Source organism: Pedococcus sp. P1_H8 (assembly GCF_056405175.1).
Map to the genome: position 1 here is coordinate 112,816 of NZ_JBFUCP010000003.1, position 22,156 is coordinate 134,971.

A 22,156-nucleotide genomic window follows, 5' to 3' on the forward strand; every position below is an offset into this window, starting at 1 on the left:
TTTGGGAACATTCCCAACGGGTCATCCGATATGGCCCGTTAGGACTAGTCACCAGACCAACCCGTGAGCGGGATTACGCTGGGTGCCGGCGCGCGATCCGCGCCGGCCTCCCCGCCCAGCGCCTCACCGAGCTCAAGGAGTCACCACCGTGACCGCGTCCTCGCCGCCCAGCATCTCGATGTCCTCCGCCTCGACGTCCCAGCACGAACAAGTGGTCTTCTGCCACGATCGGGCGACCGGCCTGCGGGCCATCATCGGGATCTACAGCACGGCTCTCGGGCCGGCCCTGGGCGGCACGCGGTTCTACCCCTACGCCAGCGAGGACGCGGCCCTGGCCGACGTGCTGCGGCTGTCCAAGGGGATGGCCTACAAGAACGCGGTGGCCGGGCTCGACCTCGGCGGCGGCAAGGCCGTCATCATCGGCGACCCCGCGACCGACAAGACGCCCGACCTGCTGCGTGCCTACGGCCGCTTCGTCGAGTCACTCGGCGGCCGCTACGTCACGGCCTGCGACGTGGGCACCTATGTCGCGGACATGGACATCGTCAGCGAGACCACCCGCTTCGCCACCGGCCGGTCCGAGGCCAACGGCGGGGCGGGCGACTCCTCCGTGCTCACCGCCTTCGGTGTCTTCCAGGGCCAGCGCGCTGCCGCCCAGCACCTGTGGGGCCAGCCGACCCTCAAGGGCCGCACCGTCGGCATCGCAGGGGTCGGCAAGGTCGGCCGCATCCTCGCTGGACACCTGCTGGAGGACGGCGCCACGGTCGTGGTGACCGATGTCAACGAGCAGGCCCTGGCAGCCCTGACGGCCCTGCACCCCGAGATCGAGGTCGTCCCCGACACCGCGACCCTCGTGGCCTCCGACATCGACGTCTACGCGCCCTGCGCCCTCGGCGGCGCGCTCGACGACACCACCGTGGAGGCCCTGCGGGCCACCGTCGTCTGTGGCGGCGCGAACAACCAGCTGGTGGTCGAGGGGGAGGGTGGCACGGCCGACCGGCTCCGCGAGCGCGGCATCACCTACGCCCCGGATTTCCTCGTCAACGCCGGCGGGGTCATCCAGGTCAGTGACGAGCTGCACGGTTTCGACTTCGAGCGCGCCAAGAAGGGCGCCACGGCGATCTTCGACCACACCCTCGAAGTGCTCGAGACGGCGGATGCGCGCAACATCACGCCCGCGGCGGCAGCCGACCACATCGCGGAGGAGCGGATGGCGGCCAGGCAGGCGGCCGGGATCTGGCTGCCTGCGCGCTGAGCACGACCTCTGGTCAGGTCTGAGCGCGTGATCTGAGCACGACATCGCCCAGTGAGACGCGGGTCTCGCCACAGAACTTGCATCGCTCATGTAGCGTTGTCCTCACGACAAATACACGATTCCCGGGACCGCTCCGTCGAGCCGAGGCGCCGACATGGTGACTCGACAAGGCGATGCCGTCCCGGCAGACGCATGAGGGGGTCACGCCATGGGGCGCGGCCGGGCCAAAGCCAAGCAGACCAAGGTCGCTCGGGAGCTGAAGTACTTCTCTCCCAACACCGACCTGACGGCGCTTGAGCGAGAACTGCACGGGTCTTCCTACGCGGAGCCGGAACCTGTTTCCGACAGCTCCGTGGGTGAGGACGAGTACGACGAATACGGAAAGTGGGCCTCGGGTCAGCAATGACCTGACGTCCTGACTGACCTCCACCTCATGCGCGGGCCCTCGGGCTCGTGTGTCACCTCCGCCGCGCCGCGGCGTGCGGCCATCGCCGCATGCCGTGGCGTCGCCGTGCCCGTTCCCCGACGCGGTATGCCGTGGTGCCGACGCAGCGCGCGGGCCGCGGTCTACGCTCGCGTCATGAGCACAGGCACGCGCGCGCAGACCCAGCGCCTGGGGGTGGAGACCACCGGCATCGAGATCATCGACGAGGCCGACCGGACCGCGAGGCCGCAGGACCTGTTCTGGCCCTGGTTCGCGGCCAACGTGTCGGTCTTCGGGATCAGCTATGCCGGCTTCGTGCTCGGTTTCGGCATCTCGTTCTGGCAGGCCGTGCTGGTCGCGGTGGTCGGAGTCGTCGTGTCGTTCCTGCTCTGCGGGGTCATCGCGATCGCCGGCAAGCGCGGCTCGGCCCCGACCATGGTGCTGTCGCGTGCCGCCTTCGGGGTCACCGGCCAGAAGGTGCCGGGCGTCGTGTCCTGGCTGACGTCGATCGGCTGGGAGACGTTCCTCGCGATCACGGCGACCCTGGCCACCGCGACCATCTTCAGGCAGCTCGGCTGGGGCGGCGGCACGGGCACCAAGATCGTCGCCTGCGTCGTCACCGCGACCCTCATCGTGCTGGCGTCCGTGGCCGGCTACCACATCATCATGCGGCTCCAGTCGTGGCTGACCTGGATCACCGGGGTCGCGACCGTCGTGTACATCGCCCTGACGGTCAAGGACGTCGACTGGTCCACCGTCAGCGCCATTCCGGCCGGGTCCACGCAGGCCGTCGTGGGGGCGCTCGTCCTGGTGATGACGGGCTTCGGGCTCGGCTGGATCAACATCGCCGCCGACTGGTCGCGCTACCAGCGCCGGGACGCCTCCGGCTCGTCGATCGTGCTGTGGAACACCTTCGGCGGCGCCCTCGCACCTGTCCTGCTGGTGGTCTACGGCCTCCTGCTCGCGGGCTCCGACGACAAGCTCAGCCAGGGCATCCAGAGCGACCCGGTCGGGACGCTGGCCACGATCCTGCCCACCTGGTTCCTCGTGCCGTTCCTCGTGGCCGCCATCCTGGCCCTGGTGAGCGGGGCTGTCCTCGGGATCTACTCCTCCGGGCTGACCCTGCTCTCGCTCGGCGTCCGGATCCCCCGCCCCCGTGCGGCCCTGATCGACGGCGTCATCCTCACCATCGGCACGATCTACGTCGTCTTCTTCGCCGACAGCTTCATCAACCCGTTCCAGTCGTTCCTCATCACCCTCGGAGTGCCGCTCGCGAGCTGGGCCGGGATCATGATCGCCGACATCGTGGCGCGCCGCCGCGACTACGACGAGGAGGCCCTGTTCGACGTGCGGGGCGTCTACGGCGCGTGGGACTGGACCTCGATCGCGATCCTGATCGCCACCTCCGTGATCGGCTGGGGCCTGGTCATCAACCTCTTCGCCGACGACGCTTCGTGGAACAACTGGCAGGGCTACCTGCTCGGTCCGCTCGGGCTGGGCGGCAAGGACGGCGCCTGGGCCTACGCCAACCTCGGCGTGCTGGTGGCCCTGGTGCTGTCCTTCGGGCTGGCCCTCGTCCTGCGGCGCGGCACGGTGCGCCGCCAGGAGGCCGGCACGTGAGTGGTCGCCCCTGGTTCGTGGCGATCGACCTGCAACGCGTCTTCGGCGACCCGTCCAGCGCCTGGTGCGCTCCCCGGTATGCCGCGGCCGCGGCCAACGTCGTACGTCTCGCAGAGGCCTACGGTGACCGGTCGGTCTTCACCCGGTTCGTCGCGCCTGCCGAGCCCACCGGGGCCTGGCTGCCCTACTACGAGGAGTTCCCCTGGGCCCTGCGGCCTGCGGACGACCCGTTGTACGAGCTGACCGACGACGTGGCGGGCCACGCGACCACGACGGTCGTGGCCACGACGTTCGGCAAGTGGACCCCCGACCTGCGGGCGGTGGTGGGCGAACAGCCGTCGCTGCTCGTCGCCGGCGTGGCGACCGACTGCTGCGTGATCTCAACGGTGCTGGCCGCGGCCGACGCCGGCGCGTCGATCACGGTCGTGACCGACGCCTGTGCGGGATCGACCGACGACAACCACCAGAAGGCGCTCGACGTGATGTCGCTCTACGCGCCGTTGGTGTCACTCGCGACGACGGCGGAGCTGCTGGCGGAGGCCTAGAAGCCGGCACCTGCCCACGGCTGCACGCTCATGGCGTGGCTCTGGGCCAATGCCTTGGCCTCGGCCCCGGCATCCTCGAGCCTGGTCGACTGCGGGTCACCACCGTGGTCCACCCCCACGTCCGTGGGCTCGGGGTCGAGCCCGTCCCACGCGGCATACCCGGCGAAGAGGCCGAAGGTGGCTTCGGCGTGGAGGACCCCGTCGGCGAGCAGGCGCAGCGCCGCGGGCTCGCAGGCGTCGAGGAAGCCGCGCGGGTTGCGGCGCTCGCCGATGCTGACCAGCCGGGCAATCGCCGCCGTATCGCCCGGACCGAGCCGCTGGCCGGCCACCAACCCGTCCTGGACGGCGGTCAGCACGCGGGTACGGGTGTCCTGACCTAGGCCGCCGAGGGCCTCGTGGTGAGCGGCCAGCAGTGCGTCCAGTGGCCCGGTGCGGAGCAGGAAGCGGTACTGCCGGACGACCTGGTCCTCGGGTGCACGATCAGCCATGGTCCCCATGCCTCATGCTAGACCGCGGTCAGGCACGCTGAGGGGTGCCTTCCGGAGCCAGTGCCGGCCCTGTTCTCCGCGAGGCCCGCGAGGCTGCCCTCAGCGACGACCGGGTGACCGCTTCCCTGAGATCGGCGTCCTGGCCGTCCCAGCTCTCGTGACCCGCCAGCAGCGGAACCGCCGCCGGCCGGGTGATGACCCTGGTCGCGAGCCGCTCGAGCGCGGCATCGGTCAGGGCCGACACGATGATCCCGGGCGTGCGGACCTCTCCGGCCGCGACGAGGTGGGCGATCCCCGTGACGTCGTCCACGGTGAGCTCTCGCCCGCTGAGCAGGCGGTCCTGGGCGGTGCGCAGGATGTGCGCACGGATCAGCAGGTCGAGCGAACCGAGCGCGTCGCCATGGACGGCTACCAGTGTCTCGAGGTCAGCCGTGCGGAGCAGGTAGCGGTACTGGCGGACCTCGGGACGCTCGACCGGGCCCACCGGATCGACCTGCCGCCGCTTGAACAAGCTCACGTGTCCGACGCTAGGCAGCCGGGGTGCGAAGGGGCTCACCCAGAATGCGTTTTCGGACTCCACCAGATGGGGGATCTCAGCGACGGACAGGGGTCTCAGTGGCCGCCGAAAGCGGTGTCCGGTGAGCTCGGCCCGCCCGCGAAGTTGCGGTAGATCACATGGCCCATCAGTGCGTCGTGCCAGTGCTCGCCGAAGCCGCCGTCCACCCACTCGCCACCTTCGGTGAGCTCGGGCTCGGCCCCGTCCCACGCGGCATACCCGCCGAAGCGGCCGAACATGGCCTCGGCCACGAGGATGCCCTCGGCCAGCTCCAGCAGCACGCTGGGCAGACACGCACGCAAGAAGTCACCCGGGCGCCGGCGCTCCCCCAGGGTGACCAGATGGGCGATGGATCGGACGTCCTCCGGGCGCAGGCGCAGTCCGGCCACCAGCCCGTCCTGGACGGCCCACAGGACCATCGCCCGCCGAGCCCGCGCCATGGGCGCCAGCACTTCGACGTGGGCCTCTTCGAGCGCGTCGAGGGGGGCCGTGCGCAGGAGGAAGCGGTACTGGCGTACCGACTGGTCCTCGTGCTGTGGCGCCCACACAGCCCGACGGTAACCCCGCCGGAGCCGCCGGCGGAAGGCGCAGAAGGGGTCCGGCGCCACGTCGTCTGGTGCAGGAGCTGGCATCAGGGCCGGACCTCGATCGGGCTCAGATCGGGGTGAACCCGAACATGATCGCGAAGACGGCGGCCCCCGCGGCCACGCCGACCAGTCCCGCCACCAGCCCGGCCAGCCATCGCGGGGTCAGGCCGTCGGGCGCGCCCGCAAGGGTCCAACCCCCGACGCCCGCGACAGCAAGGCACAACGCCATCGACGCGCCGGTCACCACCCAGATGTCAGCGTTCGACGTCGGATCCGACGGAGCGTGGCCGACGACGTCCAGAGCTGCCGAGACGACGTCGACCATCACGATGAGCACCAGCCCGGCAGCCCCGATGGCGAGCGCGCCGATCCACCCGACCCCGAGGGACCAGGCCACCGTGCTGCGCGAGCGGGTGCTCATGCCGCTCAGTGTGATGGGCGGCCTGCACCCGCCGCATGGGGTTGGGTACTCAGCCGGTCGGGTGGTCGCCGACGAGCTGGACCGCGCCACCCTCGACGCCCTTGGCGCCGCGGACCACCTCATGCTTGTCGTCCGCGAGTGCCTCCTCCGCACCCGTCACCTCACCGATCGCCCATGCCCGTATGCCGCGTGCCTCCAGCTCGCGCGTCGCCGCGTCGACCTGGTCGGCCGGGAGCATCGCCACGAAGCCCACGCCCATGTTGAGGGTGCGTTCGAGGTCGGCGCGCGGCACCTGGCCGAGGCCGCCGATCGTCGAGAACACCGCTGGTGGGGTCCAGGTGGAGCGGTCGAGCCGTGCGAACACGGTGGGGGGTAGGACGCGAGCGAGGTTGGCCACCAGTCCGCCGCCGGTCACGTGCGACAGCGCGTGGAGGTCGACGCCGTCGGTGCGGATCAGGTCGAGCAGGTCGGCGGAGTACACGCGGGTCGGGGTGAGCAGCTCCTCACCCAGGGTCTGGCCGAACTCCTCGACGTGGCGGTCGAGCTGCCAGCCAGCGGCGCCAATCACCTTGCGCACCAATGAATACCCGTTCGAGTGCAGACCACTCGACCCGAGGGCCAGGACCACGTCGCCGGGCACCACGCGGTCGGGACCCAGCACCTCGGCATACTCCACGACGCCCGTCGCGGCACCCGCCACGTCGTACTCGTCGGGCTCCAGCAGCCCGGGGTGCTCGGCGGTCTCGCCGCCCACGAGCGCGACCCTGGCCTGCTCGCACGCGGCGGCGATCCCCGACACGATGGCGGCGATGCGCTCGGGGACGACCTTGCCCGTCGCGATGTAGTCGGTCATGAACAACGGCTCGGCGCCGCACACGACGATGTCGTCGACGACCATGCCGACGAGGTCGAAGCCGATGGTGTCGTGCTTGTCCAGCGCCTGGGCGATGGCGACCTTGGTGCCGACGCCGTCCGTGCTGGTCGCCAGGACCGGGTGGCTCATCCGCGCGATCGCGGAGGCGTCGAACATGCCGGCGAAACCGCCCAGGCCGCCCAGGACCTCAGGACGGGTTGCGCGGCGGACAGAGGCCTTCATGAGCTCGACGGCCTTGTCACCGGCCTCGACGTCGACACCGGCGGAGGCATAGGTGATCGGCTCGCTCACGTGCCCCACCCTAGACCGGTACGAATGGCTGAGCCGACGCGGTCCGGGCGGCGGGATCCTGCTCACGCAGGGACCGTTTCTCAGTGAGGGGAATCTGCCATGTCCACGAGCTACCAGTTCGACCTGCTGCGCACCTACCGATTCCTGCGGCTGGCCATGGTGCTGCTGGTCCTGCTGATCTTCATCTCGGTCGTGACCTACATCTGGTCCAGCGACCACATGCTCCAGTCCATCAGCGCGTCCTACTACACACCGGTGCGGGCGGTCTTCGTCGCCGGCCTCTGTGCCATCGGGACCTGCCTCATCGTGTACCAGGGCAGCACCGAGCTCGAGGACGTGCTGCTCAACGGGTCGGGCTTCTTCGCGTTCATCGTGGCGTTCGTGCCGACCCGCCCCGAGGAGACGTGCGTGTCCTCGGCGATCGCGCCCGATGTGCGTGATGCGATCACCAACAACGTCTCCGCCCTGTTCATCGTCGCGGTGCTGGCCTTCGCGGCAGTCATGGGAATCCAGTTCTTCGCGACACCAGAGTCCGAGCGCGAGCTGTCCAAGGGCGTCGGTGTGGCGATCGCCCTGTCAGTGCTGGCGTTCCTCGGGCTCGTCGCGTTCTACCTGTTCAACCGTGGAGCCTTCATGTGCCACGGTCACAACACTGCGGCGATCCTGCTGTTCATCGGAATCGTGGCCGTCGTCTTCGTCAGCGCCCGTGGCCTGGCCGCCAAGCAGGCCAAGGAGGACGGCCGGCCGGTGCGGGACCACTTCTGGAACCGCTACTTCTGGGGATTCGTGCTGATGGTCGCCTCGATCGCCGTCATCGCGATCGCGGGGCCGTGGCTGGGCTGGCTCGACCACTGGGTGTTCTGGCTGGAGGCCGCGCTGATCGCGCAGTTCGGGACGTTCTGGCTCACCCAGACCTTCGAGCTGTGGCGTGAACCCCGGCGCGCGGACGCCCCCGTCGCCGGCGCCTGACCGACTGTCGGACCGACCGACCCTTCGCCCACCCGTCCTCCAGCCACGTGTTGCGATCTGATGGTCACCACGCCCCGTTTGAGGGGGTCCCGTGACGATCTGCGCGCAACAAGTCGCAGCCCATCCCGACCTCTTGCGATCTGGTGGTCACCACGCCCCGTTTGAGGGGGTCCCGTGACGATCTGCGCGCAACAAGTCGCAGCCCATCCCGACTTGTTGCGATCTGGTGGTCACCACGCCCCGTTTGAGGGGGTCCCGTGACGATCTGCGCGCAACAAGTCGCAGCCCATCCCGACGTGTTGCGATCCGGTGGTCACCACGCCCCGTTTGAGGGGGTCCCGTGACGATCTGCGCGCAACAAGTCGCAGCTGGGGCGGGCTGAGAAGTGGGTCGGGGGTGGGTCAGGGGCGGGTCAGGGCGTCTGCGGCGCCGCCGGCGACTCCGAGTGAGACGCCGTCCACGTCGACCCCGCCGACCCCGCCCACGTCGATCGGCAGCGTCTCGAAGAGGTTCTTGCCGAGCCGGCTCGCGTCAGGGAGCTCCAGCGGGTAGGTCCCCGTGAAGCAGGCAGTGCACAACTGGCTGCCGGGCTGCTCGGTGGCGGCGATCATGCCTTCCTCCGAGATGTAGCCGAGGGAGTCGGCGCCAATCGAGGTGCAGACCTCCTCGACCCCGATGCCGGTGGCGATCAGCTCCGCCCTGGTCGCGAAGTCGATGCCGTAGAAGCAGGGCCAGCGCACCGGCGGCGACGAGATGCGCACGTGCACCTCGGCGGCCCCGGCCTCGCGGAGCATCCGGACGAGGGCCCGCTGGGTGTTGCCGCGCACGATCGAGTCGTCGACCACGACGAGGCGCTTGCCCTTGATGACCTCCCGGAGCGGGTTGAGCTTGAGCCGGATGCCGAGCTGGCGGATCGTCTGCGAGGGGGCGATGAAGGTGCGCCCGACGTAGGAGTTCTTCACCAACCCCTGGCCGTAGGGGATGCCGGACTCCTGCGCGTAGCCGATGGCGGCGGGCGTGCCCGACTCGGGCGTCGGCATGACGAGGTCGGCCTCGACCGGGTGCTCGCGGGCCAGGGTGCGTCCCATCTCGACGCGCGACTCGTGGACCCCCCGGCCGTTGATGGTGGTGTCGGGTCGGGCGAGGTAGACGTACTCGAAGACACAGCCCTTGCGGTCGGTCTCGGCGAACCGCTGGGAGCGCAGGCCGTCCTCGTCGATGATGATCAGCTCGCCCGGCTCGACCTCACGGATCAGCGAGGCGCCGACGATGTCGAGAGCGGCCGTCTCGGACGCCACCACCCAGCCGCGCTCGAGGCGACCGAGGACCAGCGGGCGGATTCCCTGGGGGTCGCGCGCGGCATACAAGGTGTGCTCGTCCATGAACACGAAGCAGAAGGCGCCGCGCAGCTTGGGGAGCAGGTCCAGCGCCGCGGCCTCGAGCGAGCGGTCGGGGTCGTCGGCGAGCAGCGCCGTGACGAGCGCGGTGTCTGTCGTGTTCCCGCGCCCGAGCTCCCCCCCGTCGGCGCCGAAGCCCTCGGCGCGACGCTCGTGCACCAGCTCGCGCAGCTCGGCAGAGTTGATCAGGTTGCCGTTGTGGGCCAGGGCGACCGTGGACTCGGCGTGTCCGCCGAGGGTCGGCTGGGCGTTCTCCCACGTCGAGCCGCCGGTCGTGGAGTAGCGGCAGTGGCCCACGGCCAGGTGTCCTCGCAACGATGCGAGCGAGCGCTCGTCGAAGACCTGGGAGACCAGGCCCATGTCCTTGTAGACCAGGATCGAGCGCCCGTCGGAGGTGGCGATGCCCGCCGACTCCTGCCCACGGTGCTGCAGGGCGTAGAGCCCGTAGTAGGTCAGCTTGGCGACGTCCTCGCCGGGAGCCCAGACGCCGAACACCCCGCAGGCGTCCTGCGGGCCCTTCTCGCCGGGAAGCAGATCATGCGAGAGCCGTCCGTCGCCGCGTGCCACGTGGCTCAGTCTCCCACAGGGACAAGCCGCGTTGCTCCAGAGACCAGCCGCGTTGCTCCAGCCGTCATCCGCGCCGGTCCAGCAGCACCGCGACGATCGCGGCGAGGAGCCCGAAGACGCACGCACCCACGACGCCGAGGAACAACACCGCGCTCGTCACGCTGTAGTCGTGGCCGTAGGTCGCGGTGTCGTCGCTGAGGTAGGCGACTGCCGAGCCGGCGACGAAGCCGAGGATGACTCCGGTCGAGATGAAGGCGACGAAGTTGGGGTAGCGGCGGGTCGGTGGCACGTGCTCACGCTACCCGCGTCATCATCCCGTAACCGGGTCGGGCACCCCATCCGGTAAGGGTGCGAGTACGAATAGCAATCATGGAACACCTCCGACTGTCCCCCGGTAAGAGCCAAGGCCTCAGGTATGCCGTCAGCGGCGTCCTCGCGGCCGCAGCCGGGATGGCGGTGGGTCACCTCGTGGCGGCGTTCGTCAATCCCTCGGCCTCACCGGTGCTCGCCGTCGGTTCCACCGTCATCGACGCCACCCCGACACCGGTCAAGGAGTGGGCGGTCCAGAACTTCGGCACCGCCGACAAGCCGATCCTGCTCGGCAGCGTCACGCTCGTGGTCGTCATCGCCGCAGCAGGGATCGGGCTGGTGTCGCGCACCAGGCCGAGCCTGGCCAACGTCCTCGTGGTCGGTCTCGCCATGCTCGCCGGCCTGGCCGCCTGGTTCCGCCCCGCGTCCGCGCCGTTCGACATCGTGCCCGCCCTCGTCACGGCGGCCATCGGGGTGGCGACGCTCACCGGGCTGCGCGCGCTCATCCCCAACCTGGCGACTCCCGGGGCCGTCACCCCCGACAAGATCACCCCTGACAAGGCGACACCCGAGTCGCCGCTGGACCACACGGCATACGCGAAAGGGGCGGAGGGCGCCCCTGCCCGCCGCAACTTCCTCATCGGTGCCGCCGGGGTCACCGTCGGCGCCGCAGCGCTCGGCGCCCTGGGCCAGAAGCTCGCCGCGCCCGCGACGCTGCCCTCCTCAGTCGCCCTGCCCACGCCACAGAACACCCTCGCCGCGCTGCCGACCGGCATCGAGGGCAAGGTCAAGGGCATCAGCGCGTTCAGCACGCCCATCAAGGAGTTCTACCGCGTCGACACCGCCCTGGTCATCCCGCGCATCGATGTCGACAACTGGGTCCTGGAGATCGACGGCAAGGTCGACAAGAAGCTCTCGATCACGTTCGCCGAGCTCCTCAAGATGCCGATGATCGAGAGGGACATCACCCTCAACTGCGTCAGCAACGAGGTCGGCGGTCCCTACATCTCCTCCACCCGCTGGCTGGGCGTCCGGGTGCGAGACCTCCTCGAGCGGGCCGGCGTGCAGGACGGCGTCGACCAGATCCTCAGCGAGTCCACCGACGGCATGACGATCTCAACGCCGATCCAGGCGCTGACCGACGACCGTGACGCCCTGATCGCGGTCGCGATGAACGGCGAGCCGCTGCCGGCCCGCCACGGGTTCCCCGCGCGGATGGTGACCCCGGGCCTCTACGGGTTCGTAGGCGCCACCAAGTGGCTGACCAAGCTCACGGCGACGACGTATGCCGCGGAGAAGGCCTACTGGACCAAGCGCGACTGGGCGATCGACGGCACCGTGAAGACCCAGGCGCGGATCGACACGCCCGCCGGGCTCACCACCTACAAGCCCGGGAAGGTCGCCATCGGCGGGGTCGCCTGGGCGCAACGCCGCGGCATCACGGAGGTCGAGGTGCGGGTCGACAACGGTCCGTGGCAGAAGGCGACCCTGGGGCCCGACGGCGGGACCGACTACTGGCGTCAGTGGTTCTGGGTGTGGGACGCCACCACCGGACGGCACGACCTGACGGTCCGCGCGACCGACGGGACCGGCCAGGTGCAGACCGAGAAGCGGGCAGACCCCTTCCCCGGTGGCGCGTCCGGCTGGCACTCGATCGTCGTCCTCATCTCCTGACCCCTGCCGGTGGCGTCGAGTTCCGCCTCGCCTCCACCGGCAGCCCTGGCTCCCGGCGCCGCACGTCTGGTCGTGCGGCGCCAATCCGACCAATCCACCCCTGGGGCAGGTCCGAATACCGGGTGTCAGACAGTCCACAACAAGGAGCCACCATCATGCGACTCGCACGCCGCAGCACCATTGCTGCCCTCAGCCTCGCCCTTCCGCTCAGCCTCGCTGCCTGTGGGAACTCCGGTTCCGACACCGCGGCCTCCAGCACCTCGTCCGCGCCCAGCTCCAGCTCCAGCTCCTCGAGCACGTCCGAGGACATGACGGCCAAGCCGTTCGGTGCCGGTTGTTCCGCGGTTCCCGCGGACGGCAAGGGCTCGTTCTCCGGCATGGCCACCGACCCGGTCGCCACCGCCGCGAGCAACAACCCCGTCCTGTCCACCCTGGTCACCGCGGTGACCGAGGCCGGCCTCGGCGAGACCCTGAACTCGGCCAAGGACATCACCGTCTTCGCCCCGAGCAACGACGCCTTCGCCGCTGTGCCGAAGGCCACGATGGATGCCGCGATGAAGGACCCGAAGGGTCTGCTCACCAAGGTGCTCACCAACCACGTCGTGCCCGGCAAGCTCACCCCGGAGATGCTCGCCGGCGAGCACAAGACCCTCGGCGGCGGCACCATCAAGGTCACCGGCTCCGGTGAGTCGTTCAAGGTCGGCGAGGCCAACGTGATCTGCGGCAACGTGCAGACCGCGAACGCCACGGTCTACATCATCGACGGCGTTCTTCTCCCCGGCTGAGCTGAATCAGCGATGATGGTGTCCATGGCAGCAACCACCCCAGGTCCCGAACCGATCTGGGGAGGTGCTGCCGTGGGCACCGACCTCGCCGGACTCCTGCGGGCCAGCGCCCTCGGTGACGAGGCAGCGTTCGCCCGGCTCTACGACGCAGTGTCCGCCCGGATCTACGGGTTGGTGCTCCGCGTCGTGAGGGACCCGGCGCAGTCCCAGGAAGTGGCCCAGGAAGCCTTGCTCGACATCTGGCGCACAAGCGCCCGGTTCGACCCCTCGCGAGGAAGCGCGGTCAGCTGGATGCTCACCATCGCCCATCGCAAGGCGGTCGACCGGGTGCGGTCGGCGCAGGCGTCGACGGACCGCGAGCACACCTACGGCTCACGGAACCAGGAGCGCACCTACGACGAGACGGCCGAAACGGTCGACCGCCGCCTGGACGCCCAACGCGTACGCAATGCCCTGGACTCGCTCACCGACACCCAGCGCAGCGCAGTCGAACTTGCCTACCTCGGCGGTTACACGCACACCGAGGTGGCCTCCCTCCTGGACGTGCCCCTCGGCACGGCCAAGACCCGAATACGAGACGGATTGATCCGCCTGAGAGACACCCTGGGGGTGCAGTCATGAGTGCCGACATCCACGGATTGGTCGGCGCCTATGCAGTCGATGCGATCGACGAGCAGGAGCGCAGCGCCTTCGAGCTGCACCTCGCCGAGTGCCCCGAGTGCCAGGCGGAAGTGGTCAGCCTGCGTGAAGCCGCAGCACAGCTGTCCTTGATGAGCCAGACGGCGCCCCCGGCGTCGATGCGCGACGCAGTGCTCGCCGGCATCAGGACAGTCCGGCCGCTGCCCCCTCTGGAGGCGCAGTCCCTTGGCCCGGTCGCCTCTGGACCCGTTGGCGACGACTCGCCCACAGCTGATGCGCCGCCCCGGCCCGAGACCACCGTGCTGCACTTCCGTCCGCGACGTCGCGTCACCACCTGGCTCGCGACCGCCGCAGCAGCTGCTGCGCTCTTCATCGGAGGCATCACCTGGAGCCCTTGGGACAACAACTCCAGCGACCAGGTGACCGCCTCGCAGGTGCTGGCGGCCAAGGACGCCCAGCGCTTCGAGCGGACCATCGGTGGGGCGAAGGCCACGATCGTGCGCAGCGCCTCCCTCGGCACCGCGGTCATCGTGGCGGACAACATGCCGGCCGCGCCGGACGGCAAGGACTTCCAGCTCTGGCTCAACCAGCCCAACAAGGGGATGGTCAGCGCGGGGCTCATGCCGCACGGCTCGGCTCCCACCGTGACGATGGTGCTGAGTGGGGACGCCTCCACGGCCACGGCCGCAGGGATCACCGTGGAACCGGCGGGTGGCTCGGCCGCACCGACGTCAGCGCCGCTCGCGCTGTTCGCCTTCTCCTGATCACACCCGACTTCTGGCCACCCATGCCGCACCGAAAGGCCGTCTCGCCGGTCAGGTGCGCGATGGGTGGCCAGAAGTGGGAAAAGACCCGGCCTACCTGAGTCCGGGCAGCAGGGCGGCGACCTTCTCCAACACCGACTCCCGGCCCGCATAGACGCCCCCGGCCCGGGGCCAGTGCGTCACCGCGTCGGTGAACCCGAGCTCGCCCGCCCGTCCCACCATCTCGGTGAACAGCTCGACGCTCTCGAGCGAGAACCGCGGCGCTCCGTCGAGCGACAGGTATCGGTCGAGCGGGACCTGACGTCCCGCAGCACCCTCGACGTCGTCGAGCTTGGCGCTCAGCTCGGCGATCCCGGTCCACCACTCGTCCAGGGTCTCGCCGCCCTTGCCATAGGTCACCCACCCCTGGCCGTGGGCTGCAGCCAGCCGCAGTGACCGCGGGCCGTTGGCCGCGATCACGAAAGGCACTCGCGGCTGTTGGACCGAGCCGGGCAGGGTGCGCGCGTCGACGGTCCGGTAGTGACTGCCGTCGTGCGTCACGTGGTCCTCACGGAACAGCCGATCGAGCACTTCGACGAACTCGTGGAACCGGTCGACGCGCTCCTTCAGGGGTCGCTGCTCGCCGAGGATCGACGCATCGAGGTCCCCACCAGTCCCCAGGCCACAGATCAGCCGACCGTTCGAAATGTCCTCCAGTGCAAGCAGATCCCGAAGGAACACATAGGGATGGCGGTAGTTGGGAGAGCTCACGAACGTCCCGAGCCTGATCGTCGACGTCGCCATCGCAGCGGCCGTCAACGTCGGCAGCGCACCGAACCACGGCGAGTCCTGGAGCCCCGCCCAGACGAGGTGGTCGTAGGTCCAGGCGTGGTCGAAGCCGTACTCCTCGGCCCGCCGCCAGAGCGGCTCGGCCTCGGACCAGCCGTGCTCCGGGAGGATGGTGATGCCAAAGCGCATGCACCGAGCGTATGCCGCGTGGTCACCACGCGGCATACCCCTCCTGCCAGCGTGGGAGGCTGGGAGGCATGAAGGCCACCATCCTCAACGCCCCCCGCGACATCCGGGTCGAAGACGTCCCGGACCCCACCATCGTCAAGCCGACCGACGCCCTCGTGCGGGTGACGGCCGCCTGCGTGTGCGGCAGCGACCTGTGGCCCTACCGCGGGATCAACGCGGTCACCGAGCCGACCCGCATCGGCCACGAGTTCGTCGGCATCGTCGAGGAGGTCGGCAGTGACGTCCGGGGCGTGCGGGCCGGCGACTTCGTCATCGCCCCCTTCATGTACTCCGACAACACGTGTCCGCACTGCCGGGTGGGCATCCAGTCGCGGTGCTCGGCGGGTGGGTTCTGGGGCGGCAACGACCGGGACGGCGCGATGGTCGATGGCGGGCAGGGCGAGTACGTGCGGGTCCCCCTCGCCGACGGCACCCTCGTCTCGACGCGGGAGGTGCCGGACGACAGCCTCGTGCCGAGCCTGCTCAGCCTGTCGGACGTCATGGGCACCGGCTGGCACGCTGCGGTCGCGGCCCGGGTGCAGGAGGGTGACACGGTCGTGGTCGTCGGTGACGGTGCGGTGGGCCTGAGCGGTGTCCTCGCCGCGGCGCGGATGGGCGCTGAGCGCATCATCGCGATGTCCCGTCACGAGCCCCGCCAGCGGATGGCGCGCGAGTTCGGCGCCACCGACGTGGTCGAGGTCCGCGGCGACGAGGCCGTCGCGGCGGTCAAGGAGCTGACCGACGGGGTGGGGGCGGACGCCGTCCTCGAGTGCGTCGGCACCAACGAGTCGATGTCGACCGCCATTGCGGCCGCGCGGCCCGGGGCCACGGTGGGCTACGTGGGTGTGCCGCACGGGATCGAGTACCCCGTGCGGGACATGTTCGCCCGCAACGTGGGGATCGCCGGCGGGATCGCGCCGGCTCGCCAGTACCTCCCTCAGCTGCGTGACGACGTGCTGTCGGGGGCGATCAACCCCGGACTCGTCTTCGACCTCGAGGTCCCGCTGGCCGAGGTCGCCGAGGCCTATGCCGCCATGGACGAGCGGCGGGCCGTCAAGTCGCTGATCCGTCCCTGACGCGGGCCGGCGTTCTGACACAAGGAGTTCCGACGCGATGCAGGAGTGCTGACGCGATGCAGGAGTTCCGCTTCGAGGTCGACGAACACGGCGGGAGCACGGTCCTCGTCGACGGCTACCCGCAGTCCTACGTCAGCCTGAGCGACCCCGAGCTCCTCGTCTTCGGCTACATCCAGCACCTGGCCGCCGTGATCGACTCGCTGCCCGAGGGCCCCGTGGCGATCACCCACGTCGGGGGCGCTGCGATGACGTTGCCACGCTATGTCCACCACACCCGGCCGGGGTCACCGCAGATCGTCCTCGAACCCGACGCCGCGCTCACCGACGAGGTGCGTCGCGAGCTGCCCCTGCCGCGCGGGCACCGCATCCGGGTGCGTCCGCAGCGGGGTCGAGAGGGGGTGGCTGCCCTGAAGGAGTCCAGCGCGGACGCGATCGTCGTGGATGCGTATGCCGACAGCCAGGTGCCGGCCGACCTCACCAGCTCCGAGTGGTTCGCCGACGTGGCGAGAGTGCTGTGGCCCGGTGGGGTCCTCGTGATGAACACCGCCGACGAACCCGACCACCGGCACGTGGCCCGCGTCCATGCCGGTCTGGCACGCCACCTGCCGCACACCGCCGCGATCGCACAGGTCGACATCTGGAAACGGCGCCGGTTCGGCAACCTCGTGCTGGTCGGCTCCCGTCAGCCGCTGCTGATGGGCTCGATCGTGCGCAGCATCGCCAAGGGCGCGTTCCCGAGCACCGTGCGTGAGGGTGCCGCGCTCACCCGGGCCCTGGGTGCGGGTCGGCCGTTCACCGACGCCGATGCGGTCCCGACTCCCCCGCCGCCGACTCCTCCCGACGCCTGGCGGATCCGCTGAACCAACCGGGCCGTCGCTGCCCCGCGCGACACCTGATGGATGCCGAGTGCGCGGCGACCGGCGAGCACCGATGATGGGCCGGTGCCTTCCCTGACGCTGCCCCCTCCTCGCACGCCCGATCCGCGCGACGCGCCGACACTCCGGTGGGGGATCCTGGCACCGGGAGGCATCGCTCGTGCCTTCGCCAGCGCACTGCAGGCCCGCACCGGCCAGCACCTCCAGGCGGTCGCGTCCCGAAGCCTGCCCCGCGCGCAGGACTTCGCCGCCGACTTCGGCATCGACACGGCCTACGGGTCCTATGCCGACCTGGTCTCCGACCCCGAGGTCGACGTGGTCTACGTCGCGTCGCCCCACTCGGAACACCGCACCCAGGCGCTGCTCGCCGCCGGTGCCGGCAAGCCCGTGCTCGTCGAGAAGGCCTTCGCCCGCAACGCCACCGAGGCCCGCGACATCGTCGAATCCGCTGGCGCCGCAGGGGTTTTCGCCATGGAGGCGATGTGGACGCGGTTCCTCCCCCACATCGACGTCGTGCGCCGCTGTCTCGAGGACGGGCTGCTCGGTGAGGTCCACACCGTGCACGCCGACCACGGCCAGGCGCTCTATCCCGACGGCCCGCAACGCCTCGCCGACCCCGCCCTCGCCGGCGGAGCCATGCTCGACCTCGGGATCTATCCGGTGTCGTTCGCCCACTTCGTGCTGGGGGACTTCGTCGACGTGACCGCGACCGGTGTGCTCACCGACACCGGCGTTGACGCGCAGGCCGCCATCGGCGTCACGAGCGGCTCCGGAGCGATGGGCGTCCTCGGCACCACGATGGTGACCAGGACCCCGACGACCGCGGCGGTCTGTGGCACGCAGGCGCGGTTGGAGCTCAGCGGCCCGTTCTACGGACACCGTGCGGTGGTCCGGCTGCTGGCGAACGACGACACCGAGCTCGACCGCTACGTCACCGAGGACAGCGAGCACGGGCTGCACTTCGAGGCCGTCGAGGTGGCGCGCCGGGTCACCGCCGGCGAGGTGGAGTCGCCCCTGATGCCGCACGCCGAGACCCTGCGGATCATGGACGCGCTCGACGACATCCGGGCCCAGATCGGGGTGCGCTACCCGGGCGAGTGATCCGGGCCACCGCACCTCAGCCGGGCCATGCCTCAGACCAGGGGCAGGTATGCCGCGAGGTCGGCGCGGTGCCCGCTCACCCGGAGGGTGCCCGCCTCCCAGGCGCCGTCCCAGCTCAGGGCACCGGTGGCGACGGCCAACCAGGTCTGCGCGTCCGTCTCGACGACGTTGGGCGGGGTGCCGCGGGTGTGCGTGGTCCCGGCAATGCACTGCACCGCCCCGAAGGGCGGCACCCGCACCTCGACGCTGCGCCCCGGTGCGACGACCGACAGCTCCTCCAGCGTGTAGCGCACGGCGGTCGCGACGTCGGCCCGCGACGTCGACTCACCCTCGGCCTGCCACGCCACCACGGCGGCGCGGCCGTCGACGACGGGAACTCGGCGGCGCGGCGGCATACCGGCATCGTCGCACGAGGTTCCCGGGTGCCCGCCGCCAGCGTGGAAATAGCCGTTCGTCGGGCGAAGATGAGTACTTCTACCCATCGACGCCGTCAGACCGCGGACGTACTGTTCCTTGCGGGGACACCCAGGGGAACGAACGGCCCGGACGCGTTGGGGGACGCGACCGGGCCGCTCGCGCTTCCCGGTTCGATGGAAACACGCCGATGTTCGCGGGCGGGTTCACATCGAGTCGGGAGCGAGCCGATCAGCCGCCGAAGACCGCTCGCAACGTGCCGGTGTGGGCCTCGCGCAGGTCGGCCAGCGCCACCTCGAAGTGGCCCTGCACGTCGAGCCCGTCGGTCTCGTCGTCGACCACACCGATCCGGGCGTGCACCTGCCCACGGGCGGTGCACATGTCGGTGAACCGCACCTCTTCCGATCGGGGGACCGAGACGATGACGCGGGCGGTCGACTCGCTGTAGAGCGCGGTGAACGGGTCGATGCCGTCGCGCTCGCACACCTCGTCGAGCCAGATCCGCGCCCCGACGCCATAGCGCAGGGTCGCCTCGGCGAGCGCGATGGCCAGGCCGCCGTCGGACAGGTCGTGGGCGGCGTCGACCAGGCCGTCGCGGCTCGCGTTGACCAGGATCTCTCCCAGCAGCTGCTCGGCCCCGAGGTCGACCGTGGGCGGGAGGCCCCCGAGGTGGCCGTGCACGACGTGGGCCCACTCGCCGCCGGCCAGCTCGTTGCGCGTGGTGCCCAGCAGGTAGATGACCTGACCGGCCGCCTTCCAGCCCGACGGGGTGCGCCGCGACACGTCGTCCATGACGCCGAGGACGCCGATCACCGGTGTCGGGTGGATCGCGACGTCACCGGTCTGGTTGTAGAAGGAGACGTTGCCGCCGGTGACCGGGATGCCCAGGGTCTTGCAGCCCTCCGCGATGCCCTTGACCGCCTCGCGGAACTGCCACATCACGCCCGGGTCCTCGGGCGAGCCGAAGTTGAGGCAGTCGGTCACGGCGAGCGGGGTCGCCCCCGCCGTCGCGACGTTGCGGTAGGACTCCGCGAGCGCCAGCTGTGCACCCGTGTAGGGGTCGAGCTTGGCGAACCGGCCGTTGCAGTCGGTCGAGACGGCCACGCCGCGCCCGGTCTCCTCGTCGACGCGCACGACTCCCGCGTCGTCGGGCATCGCGAGCGCGGTGTTGCCCAGGACGTAGCGGTCGTACTGGTCGGTGACCCAGGACTTGTCGCACAGGTTCGGGGAGGCCAGCAGCGTCAGCAGGTCGGACTTCAGTCCGAGTCCGTCGACGGGGCGCCCCAGGGTGTCGGTGCCGTTGGCCTGCAGGTCATCGAGGTATGCCGGCCGCTCCAGCGGGCGGTGGTAGGTCGGCCCCTCGTGGGCGACCGACCGCGGCGGGACGTCGACGATGACCTCGCCGTGCCAGGTGATGACGAGGTGCTCGCCGTCGGTGACCTCGCCGAGGACGGTGGCCTCGACGTCCCAGCGGTCGGTGATCGACATGAACTCGTCGAGGTGCTCGGGAGCCACGACCGCCATCATGCGTTCCTGGCTCTCCGACATGAGGATCTCCTCAGGCCGCAGCGAGGCGTCGCGCAGCGGTACGCGGTCGAGCTCGATCTGCATCCCACCGTCACCGTTGGAGGCAAGCTCGCTGGTCGCGCAGGAGAGTCCGGCACCGCCCAGGTCCTGGATGCCGTCGACGACGTGCGCGGCATACAGGTCGAGGCAGCACTCGATGAGCACCTTCTCGGCGAACGGGTCGCCGACCTGCACCGCGGGGCGCTTGGTGGGGCCACCCTCGTCGAAGGTCTCGGAGGCGAGGACCGAGACGCCGCCGATGCCGTCGCCGCCGGTCTTGGCACCGAAGAGGATGACCTTGTTGCCGACACCGGACGCCTTGGCGAGGTGGATGTCCTCGATGCGCATGGCGCCGACGCAGAGGGCGTTGACGAGCGGGTTGCCCTGGTAGCAGTCGTCGAAGACGACCTCGCCACCGATGTTGGGCAGGCCGATGCAGTTGCCGTAGCCGCCGACGCCCGCCACGACGCCCGGCAGCACGCGCTGGGTGTCGGGGTGGTTGAGGTTGCCGAACCGCAAGGGGTCCATGATCGCGATCGGGCGGGCACCCATCGACATGATGTCGCGGATGATGCCGCCGACCCCGGTGGCAGCGCCCTGGTAGGGCTCGACGTAGGACGGGTGGTTGTGCGACTCGACCTTGAAGGTCACCGCCCAGCCGTCGCCGATGTCGACGACGCCGGCGTTCTCGCCGATGCCGACGAGCAGCTTCTCGCGCATCTCGTCGGTCGTGTTCTCACCCCAGAGGGAGAAGTGCACCTTGCTCGACTTGTAGGAGCAGTGCTCGGACCACATCACCGAGTACATCGCCAGCTCTGCGCTCGTCGGGCGGCGTCCGACGATCTCGCGGATGCTGGCGTACTCGTCCTCCTTGAGGCCGAGCTCGGCCCACGGCTGCTCGACCTCGGGGGTGTCGGCCGCGTGCGAGACGGTGTCGAGCGTGGGCTTGTGGAGCTGCGTGGTCGAGGGGTGTGCGGTCATGCGCTGGCCATTGCCTTCAGGACGGAGGTGAAGAACGGGAGCCCGTCCGTCGAGGGGCCGTAGCCCTCCTCGACGGCGTGCTCTGGGTGGGGCATGAGGCCCACGATGTTGCCGCGGTCGTTGGTGATGCCCGCGATCTTGCGGTACGAGCCGTTGGGGTTGTCACCGGCATACCGGAAGACGACACGGCCCTCACCTTCGAGCCGGTCGAGCGTCGGCTCGTCGGCGACGAAGCCGCCCTCACCGTTCTTGAGGACGATCGTGATCTCCTGGCCGGCCTCGAAGTCGGAGGTCCAGGCGGTCTGGTTGTTCTCGACGACGAGGCGCTGGTCGACGCAGTTGAACTTGCGGTGGTCGTTGCGGATCAGCGCGCCGGGCAGCAGGTGCGACTCGCAGAGCACCTGGAACCCGTTGCAGATCCCGATCACCGGTAGGCCGCCCTGGGCCGCTGGGATGAGCGCGTCCATGACGGGTGCGAAGCGCGCGATCGCGCCACAGCGCAGGTAGTCGCCGTAGGAGAAGCCTCCGGGCAGCACCACCGCGTCGACCCCCTTGAGGTCGGCGTCCCCGTGCCACAGGGTGACCGCCTCGGCACCGACGGCGCGCACGGCGCGGGCTGCGTCGCGGTCGTCGAGGGAGCCCGGGAACGTGACGACCCCGACCTTCACTGGTCGAGGTCCTGGTCCTGCGCCCGCACCGAGACGACGTCTTCGATCACGGGGTTGGACAGCAGCTTCTCGGCCGCCTCCGCAGCAGCCGCAAGGTGCTCGTCGGTCACCTCGCCGTCGACCGTGAGGACGAACCGCTTGCCCTGCCTCACGTCGGTGAACTGCTCGAAGCCGAGCCGGGGAAGAGCCCCGTTCACGGCCTGACCCTGCGGGTCGAGGATCTCTGGCTTCAACATGACGTCGATGACGACGTGGCCCATTCGGGTGTCTCCTGGGTTGCAGCGGGGTGGTGCGGGGAAGGAAGCACGCGCAGT

The 22,156-nt window shown here is 70.2% G+C and carries 24 protein-coding genes; 12 read left to right on the forward strand and 12 right to left on the reverse strand.

Annotation, left to right across the window (positions count from 1 at the left end):
- The first annotated feature begins 148 nt into the window (after window positions 1–148).
- The 4 genes from AC1DYG_RS04015 (at window position 149) to AC1DYG_RS04030 (ending at window position 3,844) form a co-directional block, all read left to right on the forward strand.
- Window positions 149–1,255, forward strand: a complete 1,107-nt coding sequence (locus tag AC1DYG_RS04015; RefSeq protein WP_477638602.1) for a Glu/Leu/Phe/Val dehydrogenase dimerization domain-containing protein — start codon at window positions 149–151, stop codon at window positions 1,253–1,255.
- Between the two features lie 208 nt (window positions 1,256–1,463).
- Window positions 1,464–1,661, forward strand: a complete 198-nt coding sequence (locus AC1DYG_RS04020; RefSeq protein WP_140739237.1) for a DUF3073 domain-containing protein — start codon at window positions 1,464–1,466, stop codon at window positions 1,659–1,661.
- 174 nt (window positions 1,662–1,835) lie between these two features.
- Entirely contained in the window at window positions 1,836–3,299 is a 1,464-nt protein-coding gene (locus tag AC1DYG_RS04025; protein ID WP_477638603.1) for a purine-cytosine permease family protein, read from the forward strand.
- Window positions 3,296–3,844 carry a cysteine hydrolase family protein gene (locus tag AC1DYG_RS04030; protein WP_477638604.1) on the forward strand — a complete coding sequence of 183 codons (549 nt, stop codon included), beginning with the start codon at window positions 3,296–3,298 and terminating at the stop codon, window positions 3,842–3,844. The genes AC1DYG_RS04025 and AC1DYG_RS04030 overlap by 4 nt, the downstream gene beginning before the upstream one ends.
- On the opposite strand, the gene AC1DYG_RS04035 is transcribed toward AC1DYG_RS04030, so the two are convergent.
- From AC1DYG_RS04035 to purM, 5 genes are all read right to left on the reverse strand, one after another.
- Window positions 3,841–4,332, reverse strand: a complete 492-nt coding sequence (locus AC1DYG_RS04035; protein WP_477638605.1) for a hypothetical protein — start codon at window positions 4,330–4,332, stop codon at window positions 3,841–3,843. The two genes, AC1DYG_RS04030 and AC1DYG_RS04035, sit on opposite strands and share 4 nt — an antisense overlap.
- 28 nt (window positions 4,333–4,360) lie before the next feature.
- Window positions 4,361–4,849 carry a hypothetical protein gene (locus tag AC1DYG_RS04040; RefSeq protein ID WP_477638606.1) on the reverse strand — a complete coding sequence of 163 codons (489 nt, stop codon included), beginning with the start codon at window positions 4,847–4,849 and terminating at the stop codon, window positions 4,361–4,363.
- A 95-nt stretch (window positions 4,850–4,944) separates the two neighbouring features.
- Window positions 4,945–5,436, reverse strand: coding sequence for a hypothetical protein (locus AC1DYG_RS04045; RefSeq protein ID WP_477638607.1), 492 nt, complete (start codon window positions 5,434–5,436; stop codon window positions 4,945–4,947).
- A 106-nt stretch (window positions 5,437–5,542) separates the two neighbouring features.
- Window positions 5,543–5,896, reverse strand: coding sequence for a hypothetical protein (locus tag AC1DYG_RS04050; RefSeq protein ID WP_477638608.1), 354 nt, complete (start codon window positions 5,894–5,896; stop codon window positions 5,543–5,545).
- Between the two features lie 49 nt (window positions 5,897–5,945).
- On the reverse strand, window positions 5,946–7,061 hold the full coding sequence (purM, locus tag AC1DYG_RS04055; protein ID WP_477638609.1) for a phosphoribosylformylglycinamidine cyclo-ligase: 1,116 nt from the start codon (window positions 7,059–7,061) through the stop codon (window positions 5,946–5,948).
- Between the two features lie 99 nt (window positions 7,062–7,160).
- Between purM and AC1DYG_RS04060 the strand changes: the two genes are divergently transcribed.
- Window positions 7,161–8,030 (forward strand): hypothetical protein, encoded by an 870-nt coding sequence (locus AC1DYG_RS04060; RefSeq protein WP_477638610.1) that lies wholly within the window; start codon window positions 7,161–7,163, stop codon window positions 8,028–8,030.
- A 401-nt stretch (window positions 8,031–8,431) separates the two neighbouring features.
- On the opposite strand, the gene purF is transcribed toward AC1DYG_RS04060, so the two are convergent.
- Together purF and AC1DYG_RS04070 are read right to left on the reverse strand one after the other, a co-directional pair.
- Entirely contained in the window at window positions 8,432–9,994 is a 1,563-nt protein-coding gene (gene purF, locus AC1DYG_RS04065; protein ID WP_477638611.1) for an amidophosphoribosyltransferase, read from the reverse strand.
- A gap of 64 nt (window positions 9,995–10,058) precedes the next feature.
- On the reverse strand, window positions 10,059–10,283 hold the full coding sequence (locus tag AC1DYG_RS04070; protein WP_477638612.1) for a hypothetical protein: 225 nt from the start codon (window positions 10,281–10,283) through the stop codon (window positions 10,059–10,061).
- Between the two features lie 80 nt (window positions 10,284–10,363).
- Here AC1DYG_RS04070 and AC1DYG_RS04075 point away from each other — a divergent pair, with 80 nt between their 5' ends.
- From AC1DYG_RS04075 to AC1DYG_RS04090, 4 genes are all read left to right on the forward strand, one after another.
- Complete coding sequence (locus tag AC1DYG_RS04075; protein WP_477638613.1) at window positions 10,364–11,977, forward strand: molybdopterin-dependent oxidoreductase; 1,614 nt, start codon at window positions 10,364–10,366, stop codon at window positions 11,975–11,977.
- Window positions 11,978–12,132: 155 nt separating this feature from the next.
- Window positions 12,133–12,762, forward strand: coding sequence for a fasciclin domain-containing protein (locus tag AC1DYG_RS04080; protein WP_477638614.1), 630 nt, complete (start codon window positions 12,133–12,135; stop codon window positions 12,760–12,762).
- 24 nt (window positions 12,763–12,786) lie between these two features.
- Entirely contained in the window at window positions 12,787–13,383 is a 597-nt protein-coding gene (gene sigK, locus AC1DYG_RS04085; protein ID WP_477617218.1) for an ECF RNA polymerase sigma factor SigK, read from the forward strand.
- On the forward strand, window positions 13,380–14,165 hold the full coding sequence (locus AC1DYG_RS04090; protein ID WP_477638615.1) for an anti-sigma factor: 786 nt from the start codon (window positions 13,380–13,382) through the stop codon (window positions 14,163–14,165). Before sigK ends, AC1DYG_RS04090 begins: the two co-directional genes overlap by 4 nt.
- Window positions 14,166–14,258: 93 nt before the next feature.
- Here AC1DYG_RS04090 and AC1DYG_RS04095 read toward each other — a convergent pair whose 3' ends face one another.
- Window positions 14,259–15,122: an LLM class flavin-dependent oxidoreductase gene (locus tag AC1DYG_RS04095; protein WP_477638616.1), complete on the reverse strand. Its 864-nt coding sequence runs from the start codon at window positions 15,120–15,122 to the stop codon at window positions 14,259–14,261.
- A gap of 68 nt (window positions 15,123–15,190) precedes the next feature.
- Between AC1DYG_RS04095 and AC1DYG_RS04100 the strand changes: the two genes are divergently transcribed.
- From AC1DYG_RS04100 to AC1DYG_RS04110, 3 genes are all read left to right on the forward strand, one after another.
- The gene (locus tag AC1DYG_RS04100; protein WP_477638617.1) at window positions 15,191–16,237 is read left to right on the forward strand and encodes a zinc-dependent alcohol dehydrogenase family protein; all 1,047 of its coding nucleotides are present in this window, start codon (window positions 15,191–15,193) and stop codon (window positions 16,235–16,237) included.
- A gap of 56 nt (window positions 16,238–16,293) precedes the next feature.
- Window positions 16,294–17,097: a spermidine synthase gene (locus AC1DYG_RS04105; protein WP_477638618.1), complete on the forward strand. Its 804-nt coding sequence runs from the start codon at window positions 16,294–16,296 to the stop codon at window positions 17,095–17,097.
- Between the two features lie 90 nt (window positions 17,098–17,187).
- A complete protein-coding gene (locus AC1DYG_RS04110; RefSeq protein WP_477638867.1) occupies window positions 17,188–18,213 on the forward strand; it encodes a Gfo/Idh/MocA family protein in 1,026 nt (341 codons plus the stop codon).
- A 32-nt stretch (window positions 18,214–18,245) separates the two neighbouring features.
- Here AC1DYG_RS04110 and AC1DYG_RS04115 read toward each other — a convergent pair whose 3' ends face one another.
- From AC1DYG_RS04115 to purS, 4 genes are all read right to left on the reverse strand, one after another.
- Complete coding sequence (locus AC1DYG_RS04115; protein WP_477638619.1) at window positions 18,246–18,608, reverse strand: sterol carrier family protein; 363 nt, start codon at window positions 18,606–18,608, stop codon at window positions 18,246–18,248.
- A gap of 250 nt (window positions 18,609–18,858) precedes the next feature.
- Window positions 18,859–21,174, reverse strand: a complete 2,316-nt coding sequence (gene purL, locus AC1DYG_RS04120; protein ID WP_477638620.1) for a phosphoribosylformylglycinamidine synthase subunit PurL — start codon at window positions 21,172–21,174, stop codon at window positions 18,859–18,861.
- Window positions 21,171–21,842 carry a phosphoribosylformylglycinamidine synthase subunit PurQ gene (gene purQ, locus AC1DYG_RS04125; protein WP_477638621.1) on the reverse strand — a complete coding sequence of 224 codons (672 nt, stop codon included), beginning with the start codon at window positions 21,840–21,842 and terminating at the stop codon, window positions 21,171–21,173. Before purQ ends, purL begins: the two co-directional genes overlap by 4 nt.
- On the reverse strand, window positions 21,839–22,102 hold the full coding sequence (gene purS, locus AC1DYG_RS04130; RefSeq protein ID WP_477638622.1) for a phosphoribosylformylglycinamidine synthase subunit PurS: 264 nt from the start codon (window positions 22,100–22,102) through the stop codon (window positions 21,839–21,841). Before purS ends, purQ begins: the two co-directional genes overlap by 4 nt.
- Between the last annotated feature and the right edge of the window lie 54 nt (window positions 22,103–22,156).